Source organism: Pseudomonas fluorescens HK44, from assembly GCF_000217955.3.
GTDB lineage: Bacteria > Pseudomonadota > Gammaproteobacteria > Pseudomonadales > Pseudomonadaceae > Aquipseudomonas > Aquipseudomonas fluorescens_AQ.
Genome location: NZ_AFOY02000016.1, coordinates 65,173 through 88,404, shown reverse-complemented (window position 1 = coordinate 88,404; position 23,232 = coordinate 65,173). Strand labels below are relative to the sequence as shown.

The following is a 23,232-nucleotide window of genomic DNA, read 5'->3' as shown; positions in this document are numbered from 1 at the left end:
GGAAGAAGATGTAACCAGCATTTACAAACCAAGCGCTTGCTTGGTAGTCTCGAACCACTTCTGTCGGAGGCTAGCAATGAACAAAACCGTTCGTATCGGCTGCGCCAGTGCCTTCTGGGGCGATACCTCGACCGCCGCCGCGCAGTTGGTTGAAGGTGCCCAGCTGGACTATCTGGTGTTCGACTATCTGGCAGAAATCACCCTGTCGTTGCTGGCCAGCGCACGGATGAAAGACCCCCAGGCCGGTTACGCGACCGACTTCGTCGAGGTCCTCAGCCCGCTCCTCAAGAAACTCCTGGAAAAGAACATCCGCGTGATCAGCAACGCCGGCGGGATCAATCCACTCGCCTGCGCAGCAGCGCTGCAAGCGGCATGCGATAAAGCCGGTGTGCCACTGAAGATCGCGGTGCTGCTCGGTGATGACCTGCAACCGCAGTTCAAGCAACTGGCTGGCTGCGACGTAAAGGAAATGTTCAGCGGCGAGCCCCTACCGCCGATGTGCGTGTCGACCAACGCCTACCTCGGCGCCCCCGGCATCGTCGAGGCGCTGCGCCTGGGTGCGGACATCGTCATCACCGGCAGAGTGGTCGACAGCGCGGTGGTCAGTGCGGCATTGGTGCATGAGTTCGACTGGTCGTGGCAGGACTACGACAAACTGGCCCAGGCCGCGCTGGCCGGGCACATCATCGAATGCGGCGCACAGTGCACCGGCGGCAACTTCACCGATTGGCAAGAGGTGCCGGACTACGAGCACATCGGTTTTCCCATCGTCGAGGTCAGCGCCGACGGCCAGTTCATCGTCAGCAAACCTGAAGGTACCGGCGGTTTGGTCACCCCGCTGAGCGTCGGCGAGCAACTGCTGTACGAAATCGGCAACCCTCGCGCCTATCTGCTGCCCGATGTGGTCTGCGATTTCAGCCTGGTCAAACTCCAGCCACACGGCAACAACGCCGTGCACGTTCACGGCGCCAAAGGCTTGCCACCGCCCCGTCAATACAAGGTCTGTGCGACCTGGCCGGACGGTTTTCGCTGCACCGCCAGTTGCCTGATCGCCGGGATCGACGCGGTGGCCAAGGCACGTCGGGTGAGCCAGGCGATCATCGCCAGGACCTCGGAAATGCTCAGCCAACGCGGCTGGGCGCCCTACAGCGAAGTGAACATTGAGCTGCTCGGCAGCGAAGCGACTTATGGTCCGCATGGCCAACGTCAGGACAGCCGCGAAGTAGTGATCAAACTGGCCGTGCGGCATCCGGACAAGCAGGCGCTGATCCTGTTTTCCCGCGAGATCGCCCAAGCCGCCACCGGCATGGCACCAGGGTTGACCGGAATCGTCGGAGGCCGACCGACCGTGTACCCGTTGATCCGCCTGTTTTCGTTCCTGATCGACAAAAACACCTGCGTATTGGAAGTCGACCTGCAAGGCCAGCGACATCCCTGCGCCCTGCCCGCCCTCGATCATCTCGACGTTGCTGACCTGCCGCTGCCCCTTGATCCGCCCAAACCCCACGCTCGAGCCGACGCCAGTGTGGCACTGGTGAAACTCGCGGTGGCGCGCTCCGGTGACAAGGGCAATCACAGCAACATCGGCGTCATGGCCCGCGCCCCCGAATACCTGCCATGGATCGCCGAAGCGCTGACGCCTGCAGTGGTCGTCGACTGGATGAGTCACGTGCTTGACCCGATCCACGGGCGTGTCGAGCGCTGGTACTTGCCGGGCACTCACAGCCTGAATTTTCTACTGGAAAACGCCCTCGGTGGCGGTGGCGTGGCCAGCCTGCGGATCGACCCGCAAGGCAAGGCGTTCGCCCAGCAGCTACTGGAAATCCAGATCCCGGTGCCGCAAGGCATCGCTGATCAAGTCAACTAGAGGACGGTTGCCGTGGCCTTTGATTCGATATTCAAACCCGATCTGTTTGCCGGCCAGACGATTATTGTTACCGGCGGCGGCAGTGGCATCGGCCGTTGCACCGCTCACGAACTGGCGGCCCTTGGCGCGCACGTGCTGTTGGTCGGACGTAAGTCCGAAAAACTAAAGAAAGTCGCGGCGGAAATCATCGCGGACGGCGGTAAGGCGAGTTGGCAGGCCTGCGACATTCGCGATGAAGAAGCAGTCACGCAACTGGTCGGGCAACTGATCAAGGACCACGGGCCGATTCACGGTCTGGTCAATAATGCTGGTGGCCAGTACCCGGCGCCCCTGGCCTCGATCAATCAGAAAGGTTTCGAAACCGTGCTGCGGACCAATCTGGTGGGCGGGTTCCTGATGGCCCGCGAGGTGTTCAATCAGTCGATGAGCCAACACGGTGGCAGCATCGTCAACATGCTCGCCGACATGTGGGGCGGCATGCCCGGCATGGGCCACTCGGGCGCGGCGCGTTCGGGCATGGACAACCTCACCAAGACCGCCGCGGTCGAATGGGGTTACGCCGGGGTCCGGGTCAACGCGGTGGCGCCCGGCTGGATTGCCTCCAGCGGCATGGACACCTACGAAGGGGCGTTCAAGGCGCTGATCCCGACCTTGCGCGAACACGTGCCGCTCAAACGCATTGGCACCGAATCGGAAGTCAGCGCGGCGATCGTTTTCCTGCTGAGCCCGGCGGCGGCCTTCATCAGTGGCAGCACGCTGCGGATCGACGGTGCGGCGAGCCTCGGCAGTCGCGCCTGGCCACTGCATAAGGCGCAGCACAGTGCGTCGTTCAATGGCTTTCACCGCGCGGGCTTACCCGACGTGCTCAAGGGCGAGGACTGACCCATGCCGCAGATTGAGTCACAACTCGACATCCACAGCCGGCAGTTTGCGCAGAACCGCGAGGCGATGTTGAGCAGCATCGAGCAGTTCCACCAGTTGGAACGCAACCTGTTGAGCAAGGCTGCCGACGCCAAGCCGAAATTCGACAAGCGCGGGCAACTCCTGCCTCGCGAACGGCTGAACCTGCTGCTCGATCCTGGCGCGCCGTTTCTTGAGCTGGCGAGCCTGGCCGGCTACAAACTGCACGACGACAAGGACGGCAGCCAGGCCGGTGGCGGGTTGATCGCCGGGATTGGTTATGTGTCCGGTGTGCGGGTGCTGGTGGTCGCCAACAACAGCGCGATCAAGGGCGGCACCATTTCCCCCAGCGGCCTGAAGAAGTCCCTGCGCCTGCAACAGATCGCCATGGAAAACAAACTGCCGGTGATCACCCTCGCCGAGAGCGGCGGTGCCAACCTCAATTACGCTGCAGAGATTTTCGTCGAGGGCGCGCGCAGTTTCGCCAATCAGGCACGGATGTCGGCCATGGGCTTGCCGCAAATCACCGTGGTGCACGGTTCGGCCACCGCTGGCGGCGCGTATCAGCCAGGGCTCTCGGACTACGTGGTGGTGGTGCGCGGCAAGGCCAAACTGTTTCTCGCCGGCCCCCCGCTGCTCAAGGCCGCTACCGGCGAAGTCGCCACCGATGAAGCACTCGGCGGCGCCGAGATGCACGCGCAAATCGCCGGCACTGCCGAATACCTGGCCGAAAACGATACCGACGGTGTGCGCCTGGTACGCGAAATCGTCAGCCTGTTGCCGTGGAATACGCAGTTACCGCAGCGCATCGCCGAACACTGGGACGAGCCGCGCTACCCCATCGACGAACTGCTGGGGCTGATTCCCGACGATCCGAAAAAGCCCTACGACGTGAGTGAGATCATTGCGCGCATTGCTGATGGCTCGCGCTTTCTCGAGTTCAAGGGCGAGTTCGATCAGCAAACGGTGTGCGGCCATTTGAAGATCCAGGGGCGGCCCTGCGGTTTCATCGGCAACAACGGTCCGATCACCCCGCAAGGTGCCAGCAAGGCCGCGCAGTTCATCCAGCTCTGCGATCAGAGCCGGACACCGCTGCTGTTTTTCCATAACACCACCGGTTTCATGGTCGGCACCGAGTCGGAACAGCAAGGGGTGATCAAACACGGCGCGAAGATGATTCAGGCCGTGGCCAACGCGCGGGTGCCGAAACTGACCATCGTGGTCGGCGGCTCTTACGGTGCCGGCAACTATGCGATGTGCGGCCGTGGGCTCGACCCGCGTTTCATCTTCGCCTGGCCCAACAGCCGCACCGCCGTGATGGGCGGCGCCCAGGCCGGCAAGGTGTTGCGTATTGTCACCGAAGCCAGGCAGGCCAAGGACGGTTTGGCCCCGGACCCGAAGATGCTCGACACACTGGAACAGGTCACCGCGCAAAAACTCGACAGCCAGTCCACCGCACTGTACGGCAGCGCCAACCTGTGGGACGACGGGCTGATTGATCCACGAGATACGCGCACCTTGCTCGGCTATCTGCTGGATATCTGCCATGAGGCCGAGGGTCGTCAGCTGCAACCGAACAGTTTTGGTATCGCACGTTTTTGAGGCTCTGATCACCACCAGGTTTAGGGAGAACAATAAAAATGATCTTCACCCAGGAACACGAAGAACTACGCCGTACCGTACGCAATTTTGTCGACCGCGAAATCAACCCGTACGTCAATGAATGGGAAAAGGCCGGACGTTTTCCGATCCACGAGATTTTCCGCAAGGCCGGTGCGCTCGGTCTGCTGGGGATTTCCAAACCGGAAAAATTCGGTGGCATGGGCCTGGACTACAGCTATTCGATTGTCGCTGCTGAAGAGTTCGGGACCATTCATTGCGGCGGGATTCCGATGTCGATTGGCGTGCAGACCGACATGTGTACCCCGGCCCTCGCCCGCTTCGGCTCCGATGAGCTGCGTGAAGAATTCCTCCGCCCGGCGATCACCGGTGAACAGGTCGGCTGCATCGGTGTCTCGGAAATTGGTGCCGGCTCTGACGTCGCCGGGCTGAAAACCACCGCGCGCAAGGACGGTGACGACTACGTGATCAACGGCAGCAAAATGTGGATCACCAATTCGCCAAGCGCCGACTTTATCTGCCTGCTGGCCAACACCTCGGACGACAAGGCGCACATCAACAAATCGTTGATCATGGTGCCGATGAACAGCCCCGGCATCAGCCTCAGTTCGCCTCTGGACAAGCTCGGCATGCGCAGTTCGGAAACCGCCCAAGTATTTTTCGACAACGTGCGCGTGCCGCAACGCAACCGCATCGGCCACGAAGGCGCCGGCTTCATGATGCAAATGCTGCAGTTTCAGGAAGAACGCCTGTTCGGTGCGGCGAACATGATCAAGGGTCTGGAGTACTGCATCGACAGCACCATCGAGTACTGCAAGGAGCGCAAGACCTTCGGCACGGCACTGATCGACAACCAGGTGATTCACTTCCGCCTCGCCGAGCTTGCAACCGAAATCGAATGCCTGCGGGCGCTGGTCTACCAGGCCACCGAGCAATACGTCAAAGGCCAGGACGTCACGCGCCTGGCGTCCATGGCCAAACTCAAGGCCGGGCGACTGGGCCGGGAAGTCAGCGACAGTTGCCTGCAATACTGGGGCGGCATGGGCTATATGTGGGACAACCCGGTGGCGCGCGCTTACCGCGATGTGCGGCTGGTGTCGATCGGCGGCGGTGCCGACGAAATCATGCTGGGGATCATCTGCAAATTGATGGGCATTCTGCCCGGGAAGAAAAAATGACCTCCTTGCCCATTTGCCAGACCCTGCTGCTGGAACTGCACAACGGCGTTCTGCACATCACCTTGAACCGGCCAGACTGCCGCAATGCCATGAGCTTGCAGATGGTCGCCGAATTGCGCGCAGTACTCGCGGCGGTGCGCGATGACCGGGACATCCGCGCGATAGTGCTCGGCGGTGCCGGCGGGCATTTTTCTGCGGGCGGCGATTTGAAAGACATGGCCAACGCTCGCGCTCAAGGTCAGCAGGCCTACCGTGAGTTGAACCGTGCGTTTGGCGCCCTGCTCGAAGAAGCCCAGCACGCGCCGCAAGTGCTGATCACAGTGTTGCAGGGTGCCGTGCTCGGCGGCGGCTTCGGTCTGGTGTGTGTCAGCGACATTGCGCTGACCGATCACAATGCCCAGTTCGGCTTGCCGGAAACCAGCCTCGGCCTGCTGCCGGCGCAAATCGCACCGTTCGTGGTCCAGCGTATCGGCCTGACTCAGGCACGACGCCTGGCGCTGACCGCCGCGCGGTTTGACGGGCATGAAGCGCGGCGTCTGGGGCTGGTGCATTTTGTCGAACACGATGCGCAAGCCCTCGCCGAGCGTCTGGATGCGGTGCTCGCCCATGTTCTGTGCTGCGCGCCTGGCGCCAATGCCACGACCAAGGCCTTGTTGCTGGCCAGCACCGAACAGCCGCTGGGACCGTTGCTCGACCAGGCAGCCGAATGGTTCGGTGAAGCCGTGACCGGAGCGGAAGGTGTCGAAGGGACGATGGCCTTCGTACAGAAACGCAAACCGGGTTGGGCCCCGTAGGAGCAAGGCTTGCTCGCGATGAGGCCCTCAAAAACACCGCACAACACAAAGGATCACCCCATGCCCACCCTGCGCAAAATCCTCATCGCCAACCGCGGTGAAATCGCCTGTCGCATCCAGCGCACCGCTCAAGCGCTGGGGTATCGCACGGTGGCGGTGTTCAGCGATGCCGACGCCGACGCCCTGCACGTGCAGATGGCCGATGAAGCGGTCAACATCGGCCCCGCTGCCGTTGCGCAGTCCTACCTGAACAGCGCAGCGATTATCGACGCTGCATTGCGCAGCGGCGCGGACGCGATCCATCCCGGCTACGGCTTCCTTTCGGAAAACGCAGAATTCGCCACGGCCTGTGCCCAGGCCGGCATTACCTTTATCGGTCCAAGCCCTGCGGCTATCGAACTGATGGGCAGTAAACGCCTGTCGAAAATCGCCATGCTCGCCGCTGGCGTACCGTGCATCAACGGTTACCAAGGGGCGGAGCAGGATGACGCCACCCTCAGCCGCGAAGCCGAACGCATCGGCTATCCGCTGATGATCAAGGCCAGCGCCGGCGGCGGTGGGCGCGGCATGCGTCTGGTGCACAGTGCGGATAAATTGCTTGAGCAGATCCGCACCGCACGCTCCGAAGCCCTGCACGCGTTCGGCAGCGACGAGTTGATTCTCGAACAAGCGCTGATCGAACCGCGCCATATCGAGATTCAGCTGTTCGGCGACCAGCACGGCAACCTGATCTACCTCGGCGAGCGCGACTGCTCGATCCAGCGTCGCCATCAAAAAGTCATCGAAGAAGCGCCGTGCCCGGTGATGACCGCCGAACTGCGCCAGGCCATGGGCGACGCTGCGCTGAAGGCCGGACGCGCGGTGAATTACGTCGGCGCCGGCACCGTGGAGTTCCTGCTCGATGCGCGGGGCCAGTTTTACTTTCTGGAGATGAACACCCGCTTGCAGGTCGAGCACCCGGTGACCGAGTTGATTACCGGCCTGGACCTGGTGGCCTGGCAACTGGATGTCGCAGCCGGGTTGTCACTTGCGCTGCGCCAGGAACAGGTCGAACTCAAGGGCCATGCCATGGAGGCGCGCCTTTACGCCGAAGATCCGGCGCAGGGTTTCCTGCCCCAGACCGGGCGCATTACGCGCTGGGAACCGGCCCTCGCGGACGGGGTGCGCATCGACCACGGCCTGCTTGAAGATCAGCAGGTCAGCCCGTTTTACGATCCATTGCTCGGCAAAATCATCGCCTACGGTGCCACCCGCGAAGAGGCTCGACGCAAGTTACTGCGCGCAGTCCAGGACAGTGCCTTGCTGGGCTTGCAGACCAATCAGCGTCTGCTCGCCGGTTTGCTGGAGCATCCGCAGTTCATCGCCCGGGACTTCAATACCGGGTTCATCGCGCAACACTTCGCCGATCACCCAAGCCTTCACCCGCACGCGCCCACGGCCGAAGAGCTGGCTATTGCCACGGCGCTGTTCTATCAGCAGTCCGCGGGTGCGCATCCACCACGACTCGCTGGTTGGCGCAACAACGCCAACGTGCCGCTGCTGCAACAGATCGGCCTCAATGGCGATCGCTGGTCAACCGAAGTGAGCGTCCTGCCCGACAGGCAATTGCGCATTCAAGTGGCCGGAGAAACGCTGCAACTGAAACTACTCGATATCAACGAACGCTGGGCCAACCTGGAAATCAACGGCATTCGCCGCCGCTACGCCTGGCAACTGACCGCCGGACAACTGTGGTTGTTCACTCGCCCCGGCAGCCTGCTGCTGCAAGACCAGACGCTGGCGCCCGTCAGCGGCCAGGTCGGCACCCGTACCGGCACGTTGAAAGCCCCGATGGATGGTGCGATCGTCGACGTACTGATCAGTGAAGGCTCATCGGTGAGCAAGGGGCAGCTGTTGCTGGTGCTGGAGGCAATGAAAATGGAACATCCGCTCAAGGCCGGCATCGACGGTGTGATCAAGCGGTTGCAGGTCAGTCTCGGCGATCAGGTAAAAAATCGTCAGATTTTGCTGGAGGTTGAATAAGCCGCTAGGCGGATCCACCGCGTTTGGCTACGCTCTGCCTCATCAGGACGCGGAAACCAGGAAACCTGCGATGCCTCATTGGCTGGTAATTGATCTCGAAGCGACAACTGATGACGGTGGCTGGCCGGTAACCGAGATGGAAATCATCGAAATCGGCGCCACCCTGGTCAATCGCGAAGGCCGCGAACTGGACTACTTCCAGCGCTTCGTTCGCCCCTTGCGACGACCGCTGCTAACCCCTTTCTGTCGTCAGCTGACCCACATCACCCAAGCCAATATCGATGCTGCCCAGCCACTGACCGAGGTTTGGCCGCTGTTCGAGCGTTGGCTCGGCCAGCATCACACGCGCCTCGAAGGCTGGGCCAGTTGGGGCGATTACGACCGCAAACAACTGCTTCAGGAATGGCAACGCCTGCAACTCGACAGTGCCCTGAGCCGAGTCCCCCATATGAATCTGAAGCAGCGCTTTGCCAAGGCCCGCCGACTCGAGCGCCCGCTGGGGCTCAACGGCGCTCTGCAACTGGCGGGCCTGCAATTTACCGGTCAACAGCACCGGGCACTGGAAGATGCACGTAATACCGCACGCTTGTTACCGCTGATTCTTCCGGTCTGATCCTTGAAGTACAGGTGACGGGCGAAAAGGCCTTGTGCATACTGGCCGGCCTTTTTAGCCCATTTCGAGGAATCGCCCATGTTTAAAGTCAACGAGTACTTCGACGGCACCGTCAAGTCGATTGCCTTCGGCACTGCTGAAGGTCCGGCCACCATCGGCGTCATGGCACCGGGCGAATACGAATTCGGTACCAGCCAGCGTGAAATCATGCACGTGGTTTCCGGTGCCCTGACCGTCAAACTGCCTGACAGCAGCGATTGGGAAACTTTCGCCGCCGGCAGCCAGTTCAACGTACCGGCCAACAGCAAGTTCCAGCTGAAAGTCGCCGTCGACACCGCTTACCTGTGCGAATACCGCGGCTAAGCGTTTCACCGCGATAAAAATGCCCGTGTCGAAAGACACGGGCATTTTTCATTCCGGCATTACAGCGTCATTCGAGAATCTCTACCGGCATGCCGACTTCGAGCCGACCCTTGCCGTCGTTGACCAGGTTCTGGCCAAACATCGCGCCATCCTCTTGCGCACGGTATTTCTGCAGCGTCGCCAGGGGTTCGCGGTCGTCGCTGCGCTCACCGGTCTGCGGGTCAATGGTGGTGAGGATGCAGCGTGCACACGACTTGACCACGCGAAACTCGACATCGCCAATGCGAATGCGCTTCCAGCCGTCCTCGGCAAATGCCTCACTGCCCTCAATCACCAGATTCGGTCGAAAACGCAGCATCTCCAGTGGACGGCCGACCCGTTGCGACAAGTCCTCAAGCGAAGCCTGACCAATCAACAACAGCGGAAAACCGTCGGCAAAGGCGACTTTATCGTCATCCTTGCCATAGCCGGCCTGAGTGGTACGGGCCAGCGCCTCGGGAACCTGCACCAGCCGGGTAGGCTTGCCGATGAACTCACTGACCCAGGCACCGGCTGCATCCCCCGCATCGGGAACCCGCAAGGTATCGCGCCAGATGGTCACGCCACGCCGTTCAGCATCGCTGGCAGGCAGGGCAATATCGATCGACGAGTGACCGGGCGCACTGAGCGTCAGGCCACCGGAGGTATTCCACAACGCCGACAACTGGCTCATGCCCGATTCCGCACGTTGCGTCAGGAAACGTCCGCTGGCCTCGTCCACCAGCATCCAGCGCCGATCCCCCTCCAGCCCCAGTTTGTCCAGGCTGGCCTGTTGCAGGACTTCGCCCTTGCCGGACTTGAGTGGATAACGGTAAAGCGCGCTCAGACGCAACATGGCCAGCTCCCTGGTGGGCAAAAGCGCCACGATATACGAGCCGGCTGACGATTCAAAGAAGCACATCGCGGGCAGACACCCTGCCTGCCCGCGATGCTCCGTCAGGCCGGGACTGCGTCGAGCATCAGGCGATGGCGCACCACGTCGACCAGTTTGTCTGGCTGGAATTTCGAGAGGAAGTTGTCACAACCGACCTTCTTCACCATCGAATCGTTGAAGCTGCCGGACAGCGAAGTATGCAGGACGACGTAAAGGCCGCGCAGGCGTGGATCGTTGCGAATCTCGGTGGTCAGACGATAGCCGTCCATCTCGGGCATTTCCGCGTCGGTGAAGATCATCAGCAGTTTGTCGGTCATGACCACGCCGGTATCGGCCCAGGCCTTGAGCATGTTCAGTGCCTTCAGGCCGTCGCTGGCGATGTGCATTTTCACCCCGAGCTGACCCAGGGTGTCGCGCAACTGGGACAACGCGACATTGGAATCGTCCACCAACAGCACTTCACGACCGCGAGCACGCTCCAGCACCGGGTCTTCGAGCTTGTCACGCGAAACCTTGGCGTTGTAGGGCACGATCTCGGCGAGTACTTTTTCGACGTCGATGATCTCCACCAACTGGTCATCGACCTTGCTGATGGCCGTCAGGTAATGCTGGCGGCCGGCACTGGTTGGCGGCGGCAGAATGGCTTCCCAGTTCATGTTGACGATGCGATCGACGCCACCGACCAGGAAGGCCTGCACCGAGCGGTTGTACTCGGTCACGATGATGGTGCTGTTGGGCCCCGGCACCAGCGGCCGCATGCCGATGGCCTGGGACAGGTCGATCACCGGCAACGTCTGGCCACGCAGATTGACTACTCCACAGACAAACGGGTGACGCTGCGGCATCAAGGTCAGCTTTGGCAACTGCAGGACTTCCTGCACCTTGAAGACGTTAATCGCAAACAACTGCCGACCGGCCAGGCGAAACATGAGAATTTCCAGGCGATTCTCACCTACCAGCTGTGTGCGTTGATCTACTGTGTCGAGAATGCCGGCCATTGATGACTCCTGGGCTTTTCTGATGAATTCACTAAAGAAAGTTATCGGCGGTTCTCACGCAATCTTGACCCGCAAACAAAATGCCACGCATAGGAATTGATGCCACATTAACATCATGCTCTACTGAAGCGGCTATTTCGTCCACTGCACAACTCTTCTGCGCGCGCCCCGTCTTTGCGTGTCAAGTTCCGTCACATAAGGGAATCCCCTAGCCGCAATCGGGTCCAGCCTGATATTCGCGATATCCAATAGCCATTAATGTGATGCCATTCTCACCGCAAGAATGGAGTCAGGCTTTTGTTTGCGATCGAAGTACCGCTGCCGAGCTCTTTTTTCAGCCTGCCGGGTTACGCCGCTCATGCCTCACGGCTAATGAGTTCGGCACCTCGTTACGCTGTAAATCTGGCTCGCTCCATCGGGGCATTCGCGTCGAACGCAAGCAGACCGTTCATCGTCAGCTGCAAAAAATCAGAACTGCCCTACAGATTCCGGTCGTGGTCCGGCAGTACCTTACGCCCGTTCGCCATATGGCTGATTGCATCACCTGACTTGATGTCGTGGAGAAAAGCATGCTGAACGATCGTAAACACTGGAATCAGCGACTGCCCGAATTCTTGATCGAGGCAGAAACCCTGCTGGCCAAATCCGAGGAATGCCTTAGCCACTTGCAACTGATCAACAATGATCAGGACGCCATCGACTGCATGCTGAACGCACTGTTTACCCTGGCCAACCGGGCCGATGCATTGACACTGCGGGCGGTATCCGAGTTCTCGATGTGCATTCACGCATTGCTCAGCGGTGCACGCAATCGAATCGATCTGAACGACCAGGCACTGTGTGCCCTGAAAGAGTGCTTCACATTGATGGCCTGGCAACTTGAACTCGTCGACCTGACTACCGGCCAACTCAGCCTTGATGACGCCGAACAGATATCGTTGATCGAAGCCTTCGCGATGGAAATTGGCCGCGCCCCGACGCGCCTGGCATTACCCACCCAACCATTTGCATGCGCCCCACTTCCGGCAAGGCATGCCTGAGTTGCATCAAATAATGCACGGGATCGTTTGATAATTTTCAGCACTTCCAGCAACAACGCCGTCGCGTCGCAATTGAACATCTCATATCTTTTAACGACAGAATAAAATTAGTAACCCAACTATTAGTTGTCGACTTCCGACCTCCTGAACACCCCGCCCAGAGTGCTGCTAACTGCTTGGGAACGTAATGAGTCACGCTGGATGCTCAGTCACCAACCCATGCCTGCTAACGTGCAACAGAGGTCCAGAAACGATAAAAATCCTGCCCCCCTGGACATATATAGCGAACGCGACCAACGGTATGTTAAGTGGTATTATGCGGCCCAATTAGTTGGCTCCAGGTTATGGCACTCTGACTTCAGGCGGGAGCCTATCCCCCGGACAGTGCAACACTCGATTTTGACAATCAGACTGCGCTAACTTGAAGCCCACGGTTCAATCACCAGCGTTATCCACACACAGACCCGTCAGCCATCATGACCGGTCTGCCCGCAGCGAACATTCATTGGCTCCATCCGCTATGTACGCCAGCCTCAAGTCAGTCGCCTCTTGGCCGCCCTCCCGAAAAAGCGTTCGCCGGTTCACACTGCTGCTGTGCCTGTGCTCGGCGGTGGGCAGCCTGCTGGTTTACTGCCTGTCCAGCCAATTTCCAGTAGCACTGCTGATACTGAATCTCGCGGCAGCCACCAGCGTCTGGGGGCAGCATTGCCATTCGCGAAAATCGATCAGGTTCCAGCCCCAGGAACTGGCCGACCGCTTATTGGAAGTACAGGAAAACGAACGCCATCGGCTCAGCCGTGAACTCCACGACGATATCGGCCAATTGCTGACGGCGGCCAGGCTTCAAAGTGAATGGCTCAAGCGACGTCAACCCGAAGAACTGCAAAGCCATTGCGCCCTGCTCTGCGACACGCTTGAAGAAACCCTGACCAAAGTTCGCGATGTCTCGGCCATTCTGAATCCAAGACAACTCACCAGCCTTGGCCTTGAAGCCAGTTTGCGTGCACATCTGCTCAAAACGCTGGCCAATACTGCCGTGAACTGGAGCCTTGAATGCCACCAGCGCCTGACCGGCATACCAGAAGAAATGGCGGTGGCGGCGTTTCGGATTTCTCAAGAAGCCGTCACCAATATGCTGCGCCATGCCCAAGCCAAAAATCTGCTGATTCGCCTGCAACGTCTACCCCAAGGACTGGCGCTGTTTATCAGCGATGACGGACTGGGTTTTTCTCCAGCCACCCATCCTGGCCGTGAAGGGCAACGCGGAATGGCCGGTATGTCGGAGCGGGTCGAACAACTGGGCGGCACCCTGAGCGTCATCAGCGAGCCCGGCAAGGGTACGCAGATCGAAGTACTTTTCCCTTGGGCACCCCGCGCGCTCGAACGAGCCAGTACGAATAAGGTTCAACATTGACTTGTAACTTGCTTTTGGTGGATGACCACTCGTTGATCAGAGCCGGCGTGCGTGCGCTGGTTCTGGATATTCCTGGCTACGCCGTCATTGGTGAAGCCAATGACGGTGCACAACTGCTTGAAATGGTCGAGAGGCTAAGCCCCGACATCATCCTGCTGGATATATCCATGAAGGAAACCGGCGGGCTTGAGGCTCTGAAAAGACTCAAGGCCGTACACCCACAAAGCAAAGTGCTGATCCTGTCGATGCACACCGACCCGACGCTGATCATGCAAGCCCTGGAGTCAGGCGCTCACGGCTACCTGCTCAAGGACACCACCGCCACGGAACTGGAACACGCGCTTGAAGCCTTGCGCAACAACGAACGCTACCTGAGCCCGGCCATCGCTCACACCGTGATCAATCAGGCGCTGGTCCGTGCCCAGAAAAGCCATCCAGAACCCGTCGACACACATAATCTGACGGCTCGTCAATTAGAGATTCTGCGCTTGATCGTGCGTGGCAAATCCACTCGCGAGATTGCCAGTGGTTTGGGCCTGAGCATCAAAACAGTGGAAACCCACCGCTCTCAGATCATGAAGCGCTTGCAGATCTACGATGTCGCGGGCCTGGTGCTGTTTGCCGTGCGCGAGCAAATTATCAATCTCGACGACTAGGCCAGATGCAACGCCTTGTAGCGCCGATCCCTCAGGCATTCAGAAGAGTCCTACATGCCGGCTTTTTTCTTACAAGTCATGATGAATAGGCCCAATTGACGGTCATTGGGTATTGGTACACCTTGTGACGGCAGTTATCAGGCAACAGCAAAAAACACACAAGGATGTGCACGCAATATGACCAGGATCTATCAGGCAGGGAGCCATGCACTTAATGCAAAGCCATGACTTCCGATTTCCAGCGAACCGGGGTGCGCCTCCAAACACCGGCCACACCGCTCACCCGACTGAATGCAATTGCACCATCAACACACCTGGAGGGAACGACATGGAACCACGCGTTGTAGAGCTGGAGACCCACCTCAAGTACATCCGCAGAGATATGGAAGAGGTCCGAATCGACGTCAAATCCATCAAGCACAGGCTTGCCTACTCGGCAGGCGCTGCGGCGGTGATCGTCAGCCTGCTCGGCTGGATTGCCAACAGCCGCTTCGATCAACTCGTGACGCTACTTAACGCATAACCTGCACCACGAAACGCCAGGCCCGACGTGATCCATACCGGGCCTGGTGCTGGTGAGGCTGTAGTGCGCAAAGACCTACCCCAGCACTTCACTCAGCGGGATGAAGTTCACCCAATCACCCTCGACCAAAGTGCGCTCTTCCAGCACTTCAACCAGCCCTTCGGCCCAAGCGGCACTGCGCAAAACACCCGAGCTCTGATTCTTGTAGATAATTGCCCGCCCATGCTCCAGACGACCGCGCAGGTATTCCCGGCGGTTGCCGGCCTTGGACCAGACAAATCCTGCCGGAACCTGAAACTGCAAAGGCCGAACCTCTCTCACGCCTTGACGGCGTAACAGATAAGGGCGTGCCAACAAGGCGAAGGTCACCAGTGTCGACGCCGGATTGCCGGGCAACCCAATCACCGGTACGCCTCGAAAATGCCCGAATGTCAGTGGTTTCCCTGGCTTGATGGCCAATTTCCACAATGCCAGTTCGCCCTCTTCGCGCAAGGCAATACCCAGAAAATCCGCCTCTCCTACCGATACACCGCCCGTAGAAAGGATCAGGTCGACATCACCCAGTTCGGCGAGCCGATTGCGAGTGGCCTGCAAATCGTCCGGCAGAATCCCCGCATCGATCACTTCGCAACCTAAACGCTGCAACCAACTGCACAGCAATACCCGATTGCTGTTATAGATCTGACCCGGGCCGAGGGCTTGCCCAGGCTCGACCAACTCGTCCCCGGTGGACAGCACCGCAACCCGTACCTTGCGCACGACTTCAAGTTCTGCACACCCCAGTGAGGCTGCCAAACCTTGTTCAATGGGACCCAGGCGCGTACCGGCGGTCAATACCTGTTCCCCCACCGTGGTTTCCTGACCTTGCGGGCGAATGTTTTGCCCTGCGCGCATCTGCTCGGTAAAACTTACCCTTTGGTCCATCTGGACCTCGGCGTTTTCCTGCATTTCAACGCAGTCTGCACCCGCTGGCACCGGGGCACCGGTGAAGATCCGTGCACATGTACCGGGGGCCAATGGCTCCGGGGCTTGCCCGGCAAAGATCTTCTGGCTGACCACCAGTGGCTCGCCAGTCCAGTCGGCCAGGCGCAAGGCATAACCGTCCATGGCGCTGTTGGGCCACGGCGGCAGATCAAGGGTCGATAGCAGGTTCTCGGCAAGAACACGGCCCTGGGTCGCAGCCAACGGCAATCGTTCGCGCTCAAGGATTGGCGACGCCTCAGCCATTTCCAGCAAGCGTGCCAGTGCCACTTCGACGGGCATCAAGCTGCCGGTCCTGCCCGGCTTACCCACGGGATTCACAGGATGCCGCCTGTTTCAAGTGAGCGACGAAGTTGCACGGACGATGCCGCGAATCCAGTTGCTCCGCGAGAATCCCGTCCCAACCGGTTCGCACCGCATTGGTAGAACCCGGCAAACAGCAGACCAGCGTGCCATTGGCCAACCCTGCCAACGCACGGGATTGCACCGTCGAGGTACCAATGTCCGCAACCGATATCTGCCGAAACAACTCACCAAATCCGTCGACCTGCTTATCCAGCAGGCAACTGACAGCTTCCGGTGTGCTGTCACGACCGGTAAAACCCGTACCGCCAGTAATCAGCACCACTTGCACGACGTCGTCGGCGATCCAGGTCGCGACTTGCGCACGAATTTTGTAGAGGTCATCTTTAAGCAGAATACGTGCGGCCAGGTTATGACCGGCGGCACTGAGGCGGTCAACGAAGACCTGTCCCGAGGTATCGGTTTCCAGCGTGCGGGTATCACTGACAGTCAGCACCGCAATGTTAAGCGGGGCGAAAGGTACATCAGCCTTGGCTTTCATAGGCTCGTCCAGTTGTAGGAGAAACAGCCCGGTGTTATATCACAGCGCCTCATTTTTTCACCGCACCGATGGAGATGCGCCATGACCTCGAACTTCCAGTTGCCGCCCTGCTCCATCCTGCTTCTGGCGGGAGGACGTGGCCAGCGCATGGGCGGTCAGGACAAGGGGCTGCTGGTGTGGCAAGGCCTGCCTTTGATTGCGCACCTGCATCACCAGACTCGCCGTTTGAGCGATGACCTGATCATTTCCTGCAACCGCAATCTGGAAAAATACGCGCTTTACGCCGACCAGTTGGTGCATGACGACAATAGCGACTTCCCGGGCCCATTGGCTGGCATTCGCGCCGGGTTGGCAGTCGCGCGACATCCCCATCTGATGGTACTGCCCTGCGACGTGCCGCGCATTGACGCCGAACTGCTCACGGCCATGCGAAAAGCCGCCTGCCAACAGCCGGACAAACCCTTGATGCTACGCCAGGGCGAGCATTGGGAGCCGTTGCTGTGCATTATCCCTGTGGCGCTGGCAGGCGAGTTTGAAAATGCCTGGAACGAGGGTGAGCGCAGCCCCGGACGCATCATGCGCAACCTGGGCGCCATCGCACTGCAATGCCCCGAAAACGATCGACGCCTGGCCAACCTGAATACACCGGAACTGTTAAGCCTGCACGGTAGCGTGCCAGAATGAAGCCAACCAAGGAACTTGCATACCAGGCATACGTCTGAACTTCGGCAATCAAAAGAATTCATATTCGGAGAAATCTCATGACTCATCGGACCCTCGCCACTCTCATGCTCGCACTGGGCCTCGCTACCCTCGCCGGTTGCTCATCGCCCGCGGTGATCACCTTGAATGACGGTCGCGAGATCCAGTCGGTCGACACCCCCCAATTCGATTCCAAGTCGGGCTTTTACGAATTCGAGCAACTGGATGGCAAGCAAACCCGCATCAACAAAGATCAGATTCGTACCGTTAAAGACCTGTAAGCCTCACGGCAACAGCCAGGTACATATAAAGCCCGCCAGTGTGCGGGCTTTATCGTGTGTGGCAAAAGAAATTCCTGCTCAGCGCAGGTTACTACTTACTGAGCTCCGCGCTTGAGTTCCAGAATCACCACTGCAGGGTGATCTTGCTTTCAAAACTTCGCTCCAGCCCCGTCACCGGATCAATAAAACGCAGCCCTTTGGCCAGCAACTTCAATGGATTGGCGTAATCATCTTCAACGTCTTTCAATGCGTCGGGATAAAACGGGTCATTACAGATACTCGCCCCCAACGCCGTCATGTGGACCCTTAACTGGTGCTTTTTGCCGGTCACCGGATACAACGCATAACGCCAGAGATCGGTATTTTTTTCTACGATTTCAATTGCTGTCTCGGTATTGCTCGCACCCGGACCTTCTTGCATCCGAAAGAAGGGCTCACCATCAATCAAGCGACTTTTGTGCACCCGTGGAAACGACAACTCAGGCAAGGCGCGAGCGATTGCCTCGTAGCACTTTTCGATCTGTCGAGTCGGAAATAACGACTGATACGCCGAACGACTCTGGGGGTTGGCCGAAAACAGCACAAGCCCTGCCGTATGTCGGTCGATGCGGTGCAACGGGACCAGGTGCGGGTTATCCAGGCGACGGATCAAACGCCGCAGCAGCGTCTGCTCGACATATTCGCCTGCTGGGGTAACCGGCAAAAAGTGTGGTTTGTCCGCGACCACCAGATGCTCGTCGGCATACAGAATCGTCTCGAGCACCGGGATTGTCTTTTCGTCAGGGACTTCCCGGAAATAGTGAATCCGCAGCCCTTCCTTGTAAGGAAGATCAACGGTAATCGCATGACCTTGGCCATTCAGGACACGGCCGCGGGCAATCCTGTCCAGCCATTGTTCGCGACCAATGGCGCTGAAGTGCTCGCACAGACAATCGAGAACGGTCAACCAGGCGCCAGGCGGCAGGTACAGCGTGCTGGCCTGGTTCTGTGCGGCGGAAAAAGATGAGGTGGACATACGAAAGCTCTGGCCCTTAATGCAGGTGTGCATTATCCAACAAGGACCCGGGCGATCCTAGGACAGATTCCATGCGAGGCGTCCGCATGATTATCACGCGGTCAGCGACTCTCGCTGCGCCGCCGCTTCGGTAAACTCCTTCAGCCAGCGCAATACATCGACAGCCTCCCAACGGCCGGGATCATAAAGCGCATACAGCAACCCTTGATAACCCACGACATCCAGTTGACGGTGGTAACCCGCGCGCTGAAACAAGGCTTCGATTTCAGCGAAGCACGTATTGAAGTGCAATTTGTTGAATGGCGTTTTCCCTTCCGTAACCAGGCCATCCAGGCGTAACTCCAGCACTGCCTCACGGACCACATCAGCCGACATGCGATTCACGCCGGCTTTCAATTGTTCGACATTGACCATGCATTTCCCTCTAACGCGAATTACTGTATGCACATACAGTAAACGAATAATCGGGGTTACGCCAACGCATTACCTGGGGATCGCGACAGGCGGAACGACTGTCGCCGAAAACGAGAAGGGGTTCAGCGCAGGAATGCCACGACCTGTTCGGCGTCGAAGGGCCAGCCCAACTCGGCCCCCGTATCAACACGGCGCAGCACCGGAATGCGTAAACCGTAGGCTTCAAACAACGCCTCACTGTCGGCGATGTCGACCAGTTCCACCAACAACCCATGCTCTACCAGCGGCATCAGCTCTGCTTCTGCGAGTTCACAGAGATGGCAACCAAGGGTGCCGAACAACTGGCATTCAGGAGTCATGACAAACAGACCAACAAGGATTGGGTGACTATTCTAGGCTCACGATGAAAAGTCGTCGAGCAACGGGATCCCCGTGACGACAGCCAATTTAAGCTGCCTGGTAAAACCCTGATGCAAATCATTCGGCCTCGACTCCAGCTGCGCAATGCTCGCGGCTCTCTTTGCCTCTACGCTGGGTACGTCCCGGCACCGAAACGGGGAATGTTGTGTTTGCCAATTTGTTGATCATCCTCGCCTCGTCATTGGTGGTGATTGCACTGTTTCGGCGGCTTCAGCTGCCTCCCGTGCTGGGCTACCTGTGCGTCGGACTGATGGTTGGGCCGGGCGCATTCGGCTGGGTGAATGACAACCAGGACCTACCGGACCTCGCCGAGTTGGGCGTGGTCTTTCTGCTGTTCTCCCTGGGGCTGGAGTTTTCGCTGTCGAAAATGCTTGCGCTGCGGCGCGTGGTATTTGGTCTCGGCAGCCTGCAAGTGCTGTGCTCGGGTGTGCTGCTGGGCGGCTTGCTGATGCTACTTGGCATGCCCGCCACCCCGGCCATGTTGCTCGGCGCCGGTCTGGCGCTATCGTCCACGGCGATTGTCAGTAAAGAGTTGAACAGTCTCGGCGAGATCTTCAGCCGTTACGGCAAGAATGCAATTGGCGTGCTGCTGTTTCAGGATCTAGTTGCGGTGCTGTTGCTGACGCTCGTCCCGGTGTTCGCCGGCAGCAGCGATCAAAGCTGGTATTGGGCGCTGCCGATCACGCTGGGCAAAACCCTGCTGTTGTTTTTCGGTCTGTTACTGACCAGTCGCTGGCTACTGCCACGACTGTTCCATGAAGTCGCCGCCTCGCACTCCGCGGAACTGTTCGTCCTGTTGGCCCTGGTCATTGTATTGCTGACAGCATGGCTGACGCATCTGCTCGGACTCTCCCCCGCCCTCGGTGCCTTCCTTGCCGGCATGTTGCTGGGCGAGAGCCATTACCGGCACCAGATCGAAGCCGATATTCGCCCGTTCCGTGACATTCTGCTCGGGCTGTTTTTCGTCAGTATCGGCATGTTGATCGACCTGCAGCTGTTCGCTAGCCATGGCCTGCTGATTCTCGGCCTGACATTGGGGTTGCTGCTGATCAAGGGCAGCGTGGTCGCGGCACTGGTCAAATGGCGCGGCAGCGACAGCGAAACCGCCTGGCGCAGCGGCCTGGCATTGGCACAAGGCGGTGAATTCTGCTTTGCGCTGATGGCACAGATGCAACAGAACAAACTGATGCCAGCCGAGTTGAGCAGCCTATTGCTGGCCGCGACTTTTTGCTCGATGTTGCTGACGCCACTGTTGCTGCGCGCAGCGCCTGGCATTGCTGCGCGCTTGCACCGTAAACCCAATGAGGAAGCCCAGCACGATCAGATCGCAGCATTGCATACCGAGTTGCACGGGCACGTGGTTATTTGCGGCTACGGCCGAGTAGGCCAGTCCATCGGGCGTTTTCTGCGCCGCGAAGGTCAGCCCTTCGTTGCGCTTGACGATGACCCGGTTCGTGTTCATCAAGCCGCGGCGGGTGAAAGCTGCGTGCACTATGGCGATTCCCGTCGCGTGGAACTGCTGGGTGCCGTAGGACTTGAACGCGCACGACTGTTGGTGATCGCTGTGGACAAGACCGATATAGCCATGACCGTGCTCAAGGCCGCACGGCAGGTAAACGCACAGGTTCCGATACTGGTTCGAACCCGTGACGACAGTCAGTTGGCCGAACTGAAGGCGGCCGGAGCCAATGAAGTTGTCCCGGAACTGTTGGAATCGAGTCTTATGCTCGCTTCTCACGCGTTGATCATGCTGGGTTTGCCCCATCCGCAGGTCCAGGAGCGTATCGACGAAGTGCGACATGGGCGCTATCGCCTGCTGCACGGCTTCTATCACGGAGCGCAAAGCAACCTGCTGGACAATCGTGGGCAGCCGAAAGTATTGATGTATGCCGTCAACCTGACAATGGATGCCCATGCATGCGGCCGGCCCTTGAATGAGCTGGCACTTGAAGAGTTGGGGGCGGACGTTCAAGCCATTCAGCGCAATGGCGCTGATTTGGCAGTTGAGGGCGCCACCCGATTGCTGGCGGGCGATCGGGTGTTGATGTCAGGCACCTTGTCTGCCATCGAGGCCTGTGAAGCACGGCTGTTGGCGGGGTAATGAGCCGTGGTCGCATTGCTCGCGCAGAACCGAAAATATCCTGCGCGAGCTTGGCCAATTGGCTGAAGGCAATCAATCCTGGCTGACTGCACCGATCTTGTGGATCGACAGATCCGCCCCGTAATACTCCTCTTCCTGGCTCAGGCGCAGCCCATGCAACAGCTTGATCGTGCCATACACCGCAAAGCCTCCGATCAGTGCCACGGCCACCCCGAGTGCTGTGCCAATCAACTGGCTGATCAGGCTGACGCCACCGATCCCGCCCAAGGCGCTCTGACCGAAAATTCCGCAGGCAATCCCGCCCCAAACGCCACAAAGACCATGCAACGGCCATACGCCGAGCACATCGTCGATCTTCCATTGGCTTTGCGCCGCAATGAAACACCAGACAAACAAGGCCCCGGCAATGGCTCCGGTCACCAGTGCGCCAACCGGATGCATCAGGTCGGAGCCAGCGCAGATCGCCACCAGCCCGGCCAGTGGACCGTTGTGCAGGAACCCCGGGTCGTTACGGCCGACAATCAACGCCGCCACCGTGCCACCGACCATCGCCATCAACGAGTTCACCGCCACCAGACCACTGACGCCTTGCAAGGTTTGCGCGCTCATCACGTTAAAGCCGAACCAGCCGACGATGAGAATCCACGAACCCAATGCCAGAAACGGAATGCTCGACGGCGCAAACGCCACCAGACGCCCGTCGCGATACCGGCCATTGCGCGGACCGAGCAGCAATACCGCCGCCAGCGCCAGCCAACCGCCCATGGCATGCACCACCACGGAACCGGCAAAATCATGGAAGCCGGCACCAAAGTGCATCAACAGCCAGGCTTGCAGGCCAAAGTTTCCGTTCCAGACCACGCCTTCAAAAAATGGATAAATGAACGCCACGATCAACGCCGTCGCACACAGCTGCGGAACGAATCGTGCGCGCTCGGCAATCCCTCCGGAAATGATTGCCGGAATGGCGGCAGCAAAGGTCAGCAGGAAGAAAAACTTCACCAGCCCATAGCCGTGATCAGCGCTGATCACCACGGCCGGGTGCATGAAAGTGACACCGTAGGAAATCCAGTAGCCTATAAAGAAGTAGGCCAGCGTTGAAATGGCAAAGTCACTGAGGATCTTCGATAACGCGTTGACCTGGTTTTTTTGCCGAACCGTGCCGACTTCCAGAAAAGCGAAACCGGCGTGCATGGCCAGAACCATGACAGCGCCGATCAGAATGAACAGCGTATTGGAGCTATGGACCAGGCTGTCCACAGCACTTTGCAAATTTTCCATCGAGTTGGCAGACCTTAAAGTCGCAAAAGCACCAAAGCGGTTCACCGAGACAATTTACGCACCAAGTTGACACCAGCCTTGGCATCCATTCTTATTCCGGCGAACCGTTTTGGCGCAAAAAACTCATTGAGGTCGATCGTTGCTCGGGTGTTTGCGCGAGTTTCTATTATTTAGGTTAAGGTTTTCGCGAAGCACGCCCAGTTTCAGCACAACAGCACTGGCTGACGCACCACGACATAGCAAAAGCTGTACCAGTCCCGCTTTAAGGCGATAACGCGGTGGGGGAACCAAT

Annotated in this window: 23 protein-coding genes; 15 read left to right on the top strand and 8 right to left on the bottom strand. The window is 59.0% G+C overall.

Going from position 1 to position 23,232, the window contains the following annotated elements:
- Nucleotides 1-76: 76 nt before the first annotated feature.
- The 8 genes from HK44_RS20710 (at nucleotide 77) to HK44_RS20675 (ending at nucleotide 9,357) form a co-directional block, all read left to right on the top strand.
- Nucleotides 77-1,867 carry an acyclic terpene utilization AtuA family protein gene (locus HK44_RS20710; RefSeq protein ID WP_019692875.1) on the top strand — a complete coding sequence of 597 codons (1,791 nt, stop codon included), beginning with the start codon at nucleotides 77-79 and terminating at the stop codon, nucleotides 1,865-1,867.
- A gap of 12 nt (nucleotides 1,868-1,879) precedes the next feature.
- Nucleotides 1,880-2,749 (top strand): SDR family oxidoreductase, encoded by an 870-nt coding sequence (locus tag HK44_RS20705; RefSeq protein ID WP_019692876.1) that lies wholly within the window; start codon nucleotides 1,880-1,882, stop codon nucleotides 2,747-2,749.
- 3 nt (nucleotides 2,750-2,752) lie between these two features.
- Entirely contained in the window at nucleotides 2,753-4,369 is a 1,617-nt protein-coding gene (gene atuC / locus HK44_RS20700; protein WP_019692877.1) for a geranyl-CoA carboxylase subunit beta, read from the top strand.
- A 38-nt stretch (nucleotides 4,370-4,407) separates the two neighbouring features.
- Nucleotides 4,408-5,565 carry a citronellyl-CoA dehydrogenase gene (gene atuD / locus HK44_RS20695; RefSeq protein ID WP_019692878.1) on the top strand — a complete coding sequence of 386 codons (1,158 nt, stop codon included), beginning with the start codon at nucleotides 4,408-4,410 and terminating at the stop codon, nucleotides 5,563-5,565.
- The gene (locus HK44_RS20690; protein WP_019692879.1) at nucleotides 5,562-6,359 is read left to right on the top strand and encodes an enoyl-CoA hydratase/isomerase family protein; all 798 of its coding nucleotides are present in this window, start codon (nucleotides 5,562-5,564) and stop codon (nucleotides 6,357-6,359) included. Before atuD ends, HK44_RS20690 begins: the two co-directional genes overlap by 4 nt.
- A gap of 60 nt (nucleotides 6,360-6,419) precedes the next feature.
- Entirely contained in the window at nucleotides 6,420-8,381 is a 1,962-nt protein-coding gene (locus HK44_RS20685) for an acetyl/propionyl/methylcrotonyl-CoA carboxylase subunit alpha (RefSeq protein ID WP_019692880.1), read from the top strand.
- A 70-nt stretch (nucleotides 8,382-8,451) separates the two neighbouring features.
- Nucleotides 8,452-8,994 carry an exonuclease domain-containing protein gene (locus HK44_RS20680; RefSeq protein ID WP_019692881.1) on the top strand — a complete coding sequence of 181 codons (543 nt, stop codon included), beginning with the start codon at nucleotides 8,452-8,454 and terminating at the stop codon, nucleotides 8,992-8,994.
- A 78-nt stretch (nucleotides 8,995-9,072) separates the two neighbouring features.
- Nucleotides 9,073-9,357, top strand: a complete 285-nt coding sequence (locus tag HK44_RS20675) for a pyrimidine/purine nucleoside phosphorylase (protein WP_007940055.1) — start codon at nucleotides 9,073-9,075, stop codon at nucleotides 9,355-9,357.
- Nucleotides 9,358-9,424: 67 nt separating this feature from the next.
- On the opposite strand, the gene HK44_RS20670 is transcribed toward HK44_RS20675, so the two are convergent.
- Together HK44_RS20670 and HK44_RS20665 are read right to left on the bottom strand one after the other, a co-directional pair.
- Nucleotides 9,425-10,231: an MOSC domain-containing protein gene (locus tag HK44_RS20670; protein ID WP_031319610.1), complete on the bottom strand. Its 807-nt coding sequence runs from the start codon at nucleotides 10,229-10,231 to the stop codon at nucleotides 9,425-9,427.
- Nucleotides 10,232-10,332: 101 nt separating this feature from the next.
- Nucleotides 10,333-11,268: a chemotaxis protein CheV gene (locus HK44_RS20665; RefSeq protein ID WP_019692883.1), complete on the bottom strand. Its 936-nt coding sequence runs from the start codon at nucleotides 11,266-11,268 to the stop codon at nucleotides 10,333-10,335.
- 569 nt (nucleotides 11,269-11,837) lie between these two features.
- Between HK44_RS20665 and HK44_RS20660 the strand changes: the two genes are divergently transcribed.
- The 4 genes from HK44_RS20660 to HK44_RS29890 all read left to right on the top strand — a co-directional run bounded on the left by HK44_RS20660 (nucleotide 11,838) and on the right by HK44_RS29890 (nucleotide 14,901).
- Nucleotides 11,838-12,308, top strand: coding sequence for a hypothetical protein (locus HK44_RS20660; protein WP_019692884.1), 471 nt, complete (start codon nucleotides 11,838-11,840; stop codon nucleotides 12,306-12,308).
- Nucleotides 12,309-12,828: 520 nt separating this feature from the next.
- Nucleotides 12,829-13,722: a sensor histidine kinase gene (locus HK44_RS20655; RefSeq protein ID WP_019692885.1), complete on the top strand. Its 894-nt coding sequence runs from the start codon at nucleotides 12,829-12,831 to the stop codon at nucleotides 13,720-13,722.
- Nucleotides 13,719-14,378, top strand: coding sequence for a response regulator (locus tag HK44_RS20650; protein ID WP_019692886.1), 660 nt, complete (start codon nucleotides 13,719-13,721; stop codon nucleotides 14,376-14,378). The genes HK44_RS20655 and HK44_RS20650 overlap by 4 nt, the downstream gene beginning before the upstream one ends.
- A gap of 214 nt (nucleotides 14,379-14,592) precedes the next feature.
- The gene (locus tag HK44_RS29890) at nucleotides 14,593-14,901 is read left to right on the top strand and encodes a hypothetical protein (RefSeq protein ID WP_242031582.1); all 309 of its coding nucleotides are present in this window, start codon (nucleotides 14,593-14,595) and stop codon (nucleotides 14,899-14,901) included.
- A 75-nt stretch (nucleotides 14,902-14,976) separates the two neighbouring features.
- Here the strand turns inward: HK44_RS29890 and HK44_RS20640 are convergent, their stop codons facing one another.
- Both HK44_RS20640 and moaB read right to left on the bottom strand, forming a co-directional pair.
- Nucleotides 14,977-16,164 carry a molybdopterin molybdotransferase MoeA gene (locus HK44_RS20640; protein WP_024265102.1) on the bottom strand — a complete coding sequence of 396 codons (1,188 nt, stop codon included), beginning with the start codon at nucleotides 16,162-16,164 and terminating at the stop codon, nucleotides 14,977-14,979.
- Between the two features lie 22 nt (nucleotides 16,165-16,186).
- The gene (gene moaB / locus HK44_RS20635; RefSeq protein WP_019692889.1) at nucleotides 16,187-16,726 is read right to left on the bottom strand and encodes a molybdenum cofactor biosynthesis protein B; all 540 of its coding nucleotides are present in this window, start codon (nucleotides 16,724-16,726) and stop codon (nucleotides 16,187-16,189) included.
- A gap of 81 nt (nucleotides 16,727-16,807) precedes the next feature.
- Between moaB and mobA the strand changes: the two genes are divergently transcribed.
- Both mobA and HK44_RS20625 read left to right on the top strand, forming a co-directional pair.
- Nucleotides 16,808-17,410: a molybdenum cofactor guanylyltransferase MobA gene (mobA, locus tag HK44_RS20630; RefSeq protein WP_019692890.1), complete on the top strand. Its 603-nt coding sequence runs from the start codon at nucleotides 16,808-16,810 to the stop codon at nucleotides 17,408-17,410.
- A gap of 77 nt (nucleotides 17,411-17,487) precedes the next feature.
- Nucleotides 17,488-17,709 carry a YgdI/YgdR family lipoprotein gene (locus HK44_RS20625; protein WP_019692891.1) on the top strand — a complete coding sequence of 74 codons (222 nt, stop codon included), beginning with the start codon at nucleotides 17,488-17,490 and terminating at the stop codon, nucleotides 17,707-17,709.
- Between the two features lie 124 nt (nucleotides 17,710-17,833).
- Here the strand turns inward: HK44_RS20625 and HK44_RS20620 are convergent, their stop codons facing one another.
- From HK44_RS20620 to HK44_RS20610, 3 genes are all read right to left on the bottom strand, one after another.
- On the bottom strand, nucleotides 17,834-18,724 hold the full coding sequence (locus tag HK44_RS20620; protein ID WP_024265101.1) for a pseudouridine synthase: 891 nt from the start codon (nucleotides 18,722-18,724) through the stop codon (nucleotides 17,834-17,836).
- Nucleotides 18,725-18,817: 93 nt separating this feature from the next.
- Nucleotides 18,818-19,138, bottom strand: coding sequence for a hypothetical protein (locus HK44_RS20615; RefSeq protein ID WP_019692893.1), 321 nt, complete (start codon nucleotides 19,136-19,138; stop codon nucleotides 18,818-18,820).
- A gap of 122 nt (nucleotides 19,139-19,260) precedes the next feature.
- On the bottom strand, nucleotides 19,261-19,497 hold the full coding sequence (locus HK44_RS20610; protein ID WP_019692894.1) for a glutaredoxin family protein: 237 nt from the start codon (nucleotides 19,495-19,497) through the stop codon (nucleotides 19,261-19,263).
- A 206-nt stretch (nucleotides 19,498-19,703) separates the two neighbouring features.
- On the opposite strand from HK44_RS20610, the gene HK44_RS20605 reads away from it, so the two are divergent.
- Nucleotides 19,704-21,659, top strand: a complete 1,956-nt coding sequence (locus HK44_RS20605) for a monovalent cation:proton antiporter family protein (RefSeq protein ID WP_019692895.1) — start codon at nucleotides 19,704-19,706, stop codon at nucleotides 21,657-21,659.
- Between the two features lie 72 nt (nucleotides 21,660-21,731).
- On the opposite strand, the gene HK44_RS20600 is transcribed toward HK44_RS20605, so the two are convergent.
- Entirely contained in the window at nucleotides 21,732-22,940 is a 1,209-nt protein-coding gene (locus tag HK44_RS20600) for an ammonium transporter (protein WP_019692896.1), read from the bottom strand.
- Nucleotides 22,941-23,232 lie beyond the last annotated feature (292 nt).

Bases quoted from the DNA above. Each gene is read 5' to 3' on its own strand.
- HK44_RS20625 (WP_019692891.1), top strand. From the start codon at position 17,488: ATGACTCATCGGACCCTCGCCACTCTCATGCTCGCACTGGGCCTCGCT.
- HK44_RS29890 (WP_242031582.1), top strand. From the start codon at position 14,593: ATGCAAAGCCATGACTTCCGATTTCCAGCGAACCGGGGTGCGCCTCCA.
- HK44_RS20610 (WP_019692894.1), bottom strand. From the start codon at position 19,497: ATGACTCCTGAATGCCAGTTGTTCGGCACCCTTGGTTGCCATCTCTGT.
- HK44_RS20685 (WP_019692880.1), top strand. From the start codon at position 6,420: ATGCCCACCCTGCGCAAAATCCTCATCGCCAACCGCGGTGAAATCGCC.
- HK44_RS20620 (WP_024265101.1), bottom strand. From the start codon at position 18,724: ATGTCCACCTCATCTTTTTCCGCCGCACAGAACCAGGCCAGCACGCTG.
- atuD (WP_019692878.1), top strand. From the start codon at position 4,408: ATGATCTTCACCCAGGAACACGAAGAACTACGCCGTACCGTACGCAAT.
- HK44_RS20640 (WP_024265102.1), bottom strand. From the start codon at position 16,164: ATGCCCGTCGAAGTGGCACTGGCACGCTTGCTGGAAATGGCTGAGGCG.
- HK44_RS20710 (WP_019692875.1), top strand. From the start codon at position 77: ATGAACAAAACCGTTCGTATCGGCTGCGCCAGTGCCTTCTGGGGCGAT.
- HK44_RS20600 (WP_019692896.1), bottom strand. From the start codon at position 22,940: ATGGAAAATTTGCAAAGTGCTGTGGACAGCCTGGTCCATAGCTCCAAT.
- HK44_RS20680 (WP_019692881.1), top strand. From the start codon at position 8,452: ATGCCTCATTGGCTGGTAATTGATCTCGAAGCGACAACTGATGACGGT.
- HK44_RS20675 (WP_007940055.1), top strand. From the start codon at position 9,073: ATGTTTAAAGTCAACGAGTACTTCGACGGCACCGTCAAGTCGATTGCC.
- moaB (WP_019692889.1), bottom strand. From the start codon at position 16,726: ATGAAAGCCAAGGCTGATGTACCTTTCGCCCCGCTTAACATTGCGGTG.
- mobA (WP_019692890.1), top strand. From the start codon at position 16,808: ATGACCTCGAACTTCCAGTTGCCGCCCTGCTCCATCCTGCTTCTGGCG.
- HK44_RS20690 (WP_019692879.1), top strand. From the start codon at position 5,562: ATGACCTCCTTGCCCATTTGCCAGACCCTGCTGCTGGAACTGCACAAC.
- HK44_RS20615 (WP_019692893.1), bottom strand. From the start codon at position 19,138: ATGGTCAATGTCGAACAATTGAAAGCCGGCGTGAATCGCATGTCGGCT.
- HK44_RS20665 (WP_019692883.1), bottom strand. From the start codon at position 11,268: ATGGCCGGCATTCTCGACACAGTAGATCAACGCACACAGCTGGTAGGT.
- HK44_RS20660 (WP_019692884.1), top strand. From the start codon at position 11,838: ATGCTGAACGATCGTAAACACTGGAATCAGCGACTGCCCGAATTCTTG.
- HK44_RS20655 (WP_019692885.1), top strand. From the start codon at position 12,829: ATGTACGCCAGCCTCAAGTCAGTCGCCTCTTGGCCGCCCTCCCGAAAA.
- HK44_RS20670 (WP_031319610.1), bottom strand. From the start codon at position 10,231: ATGTTGCGTCTGAGCGCGCTTTACCGTTATCCACTCAAGTCCGGCAAG.
- atuC (WP_019692877.1), top strand. From the start codon at position 2,753: ATGCCGCAGATTGAGTCACAACTCGACATCCACAGCCGGCAGTTTGCG.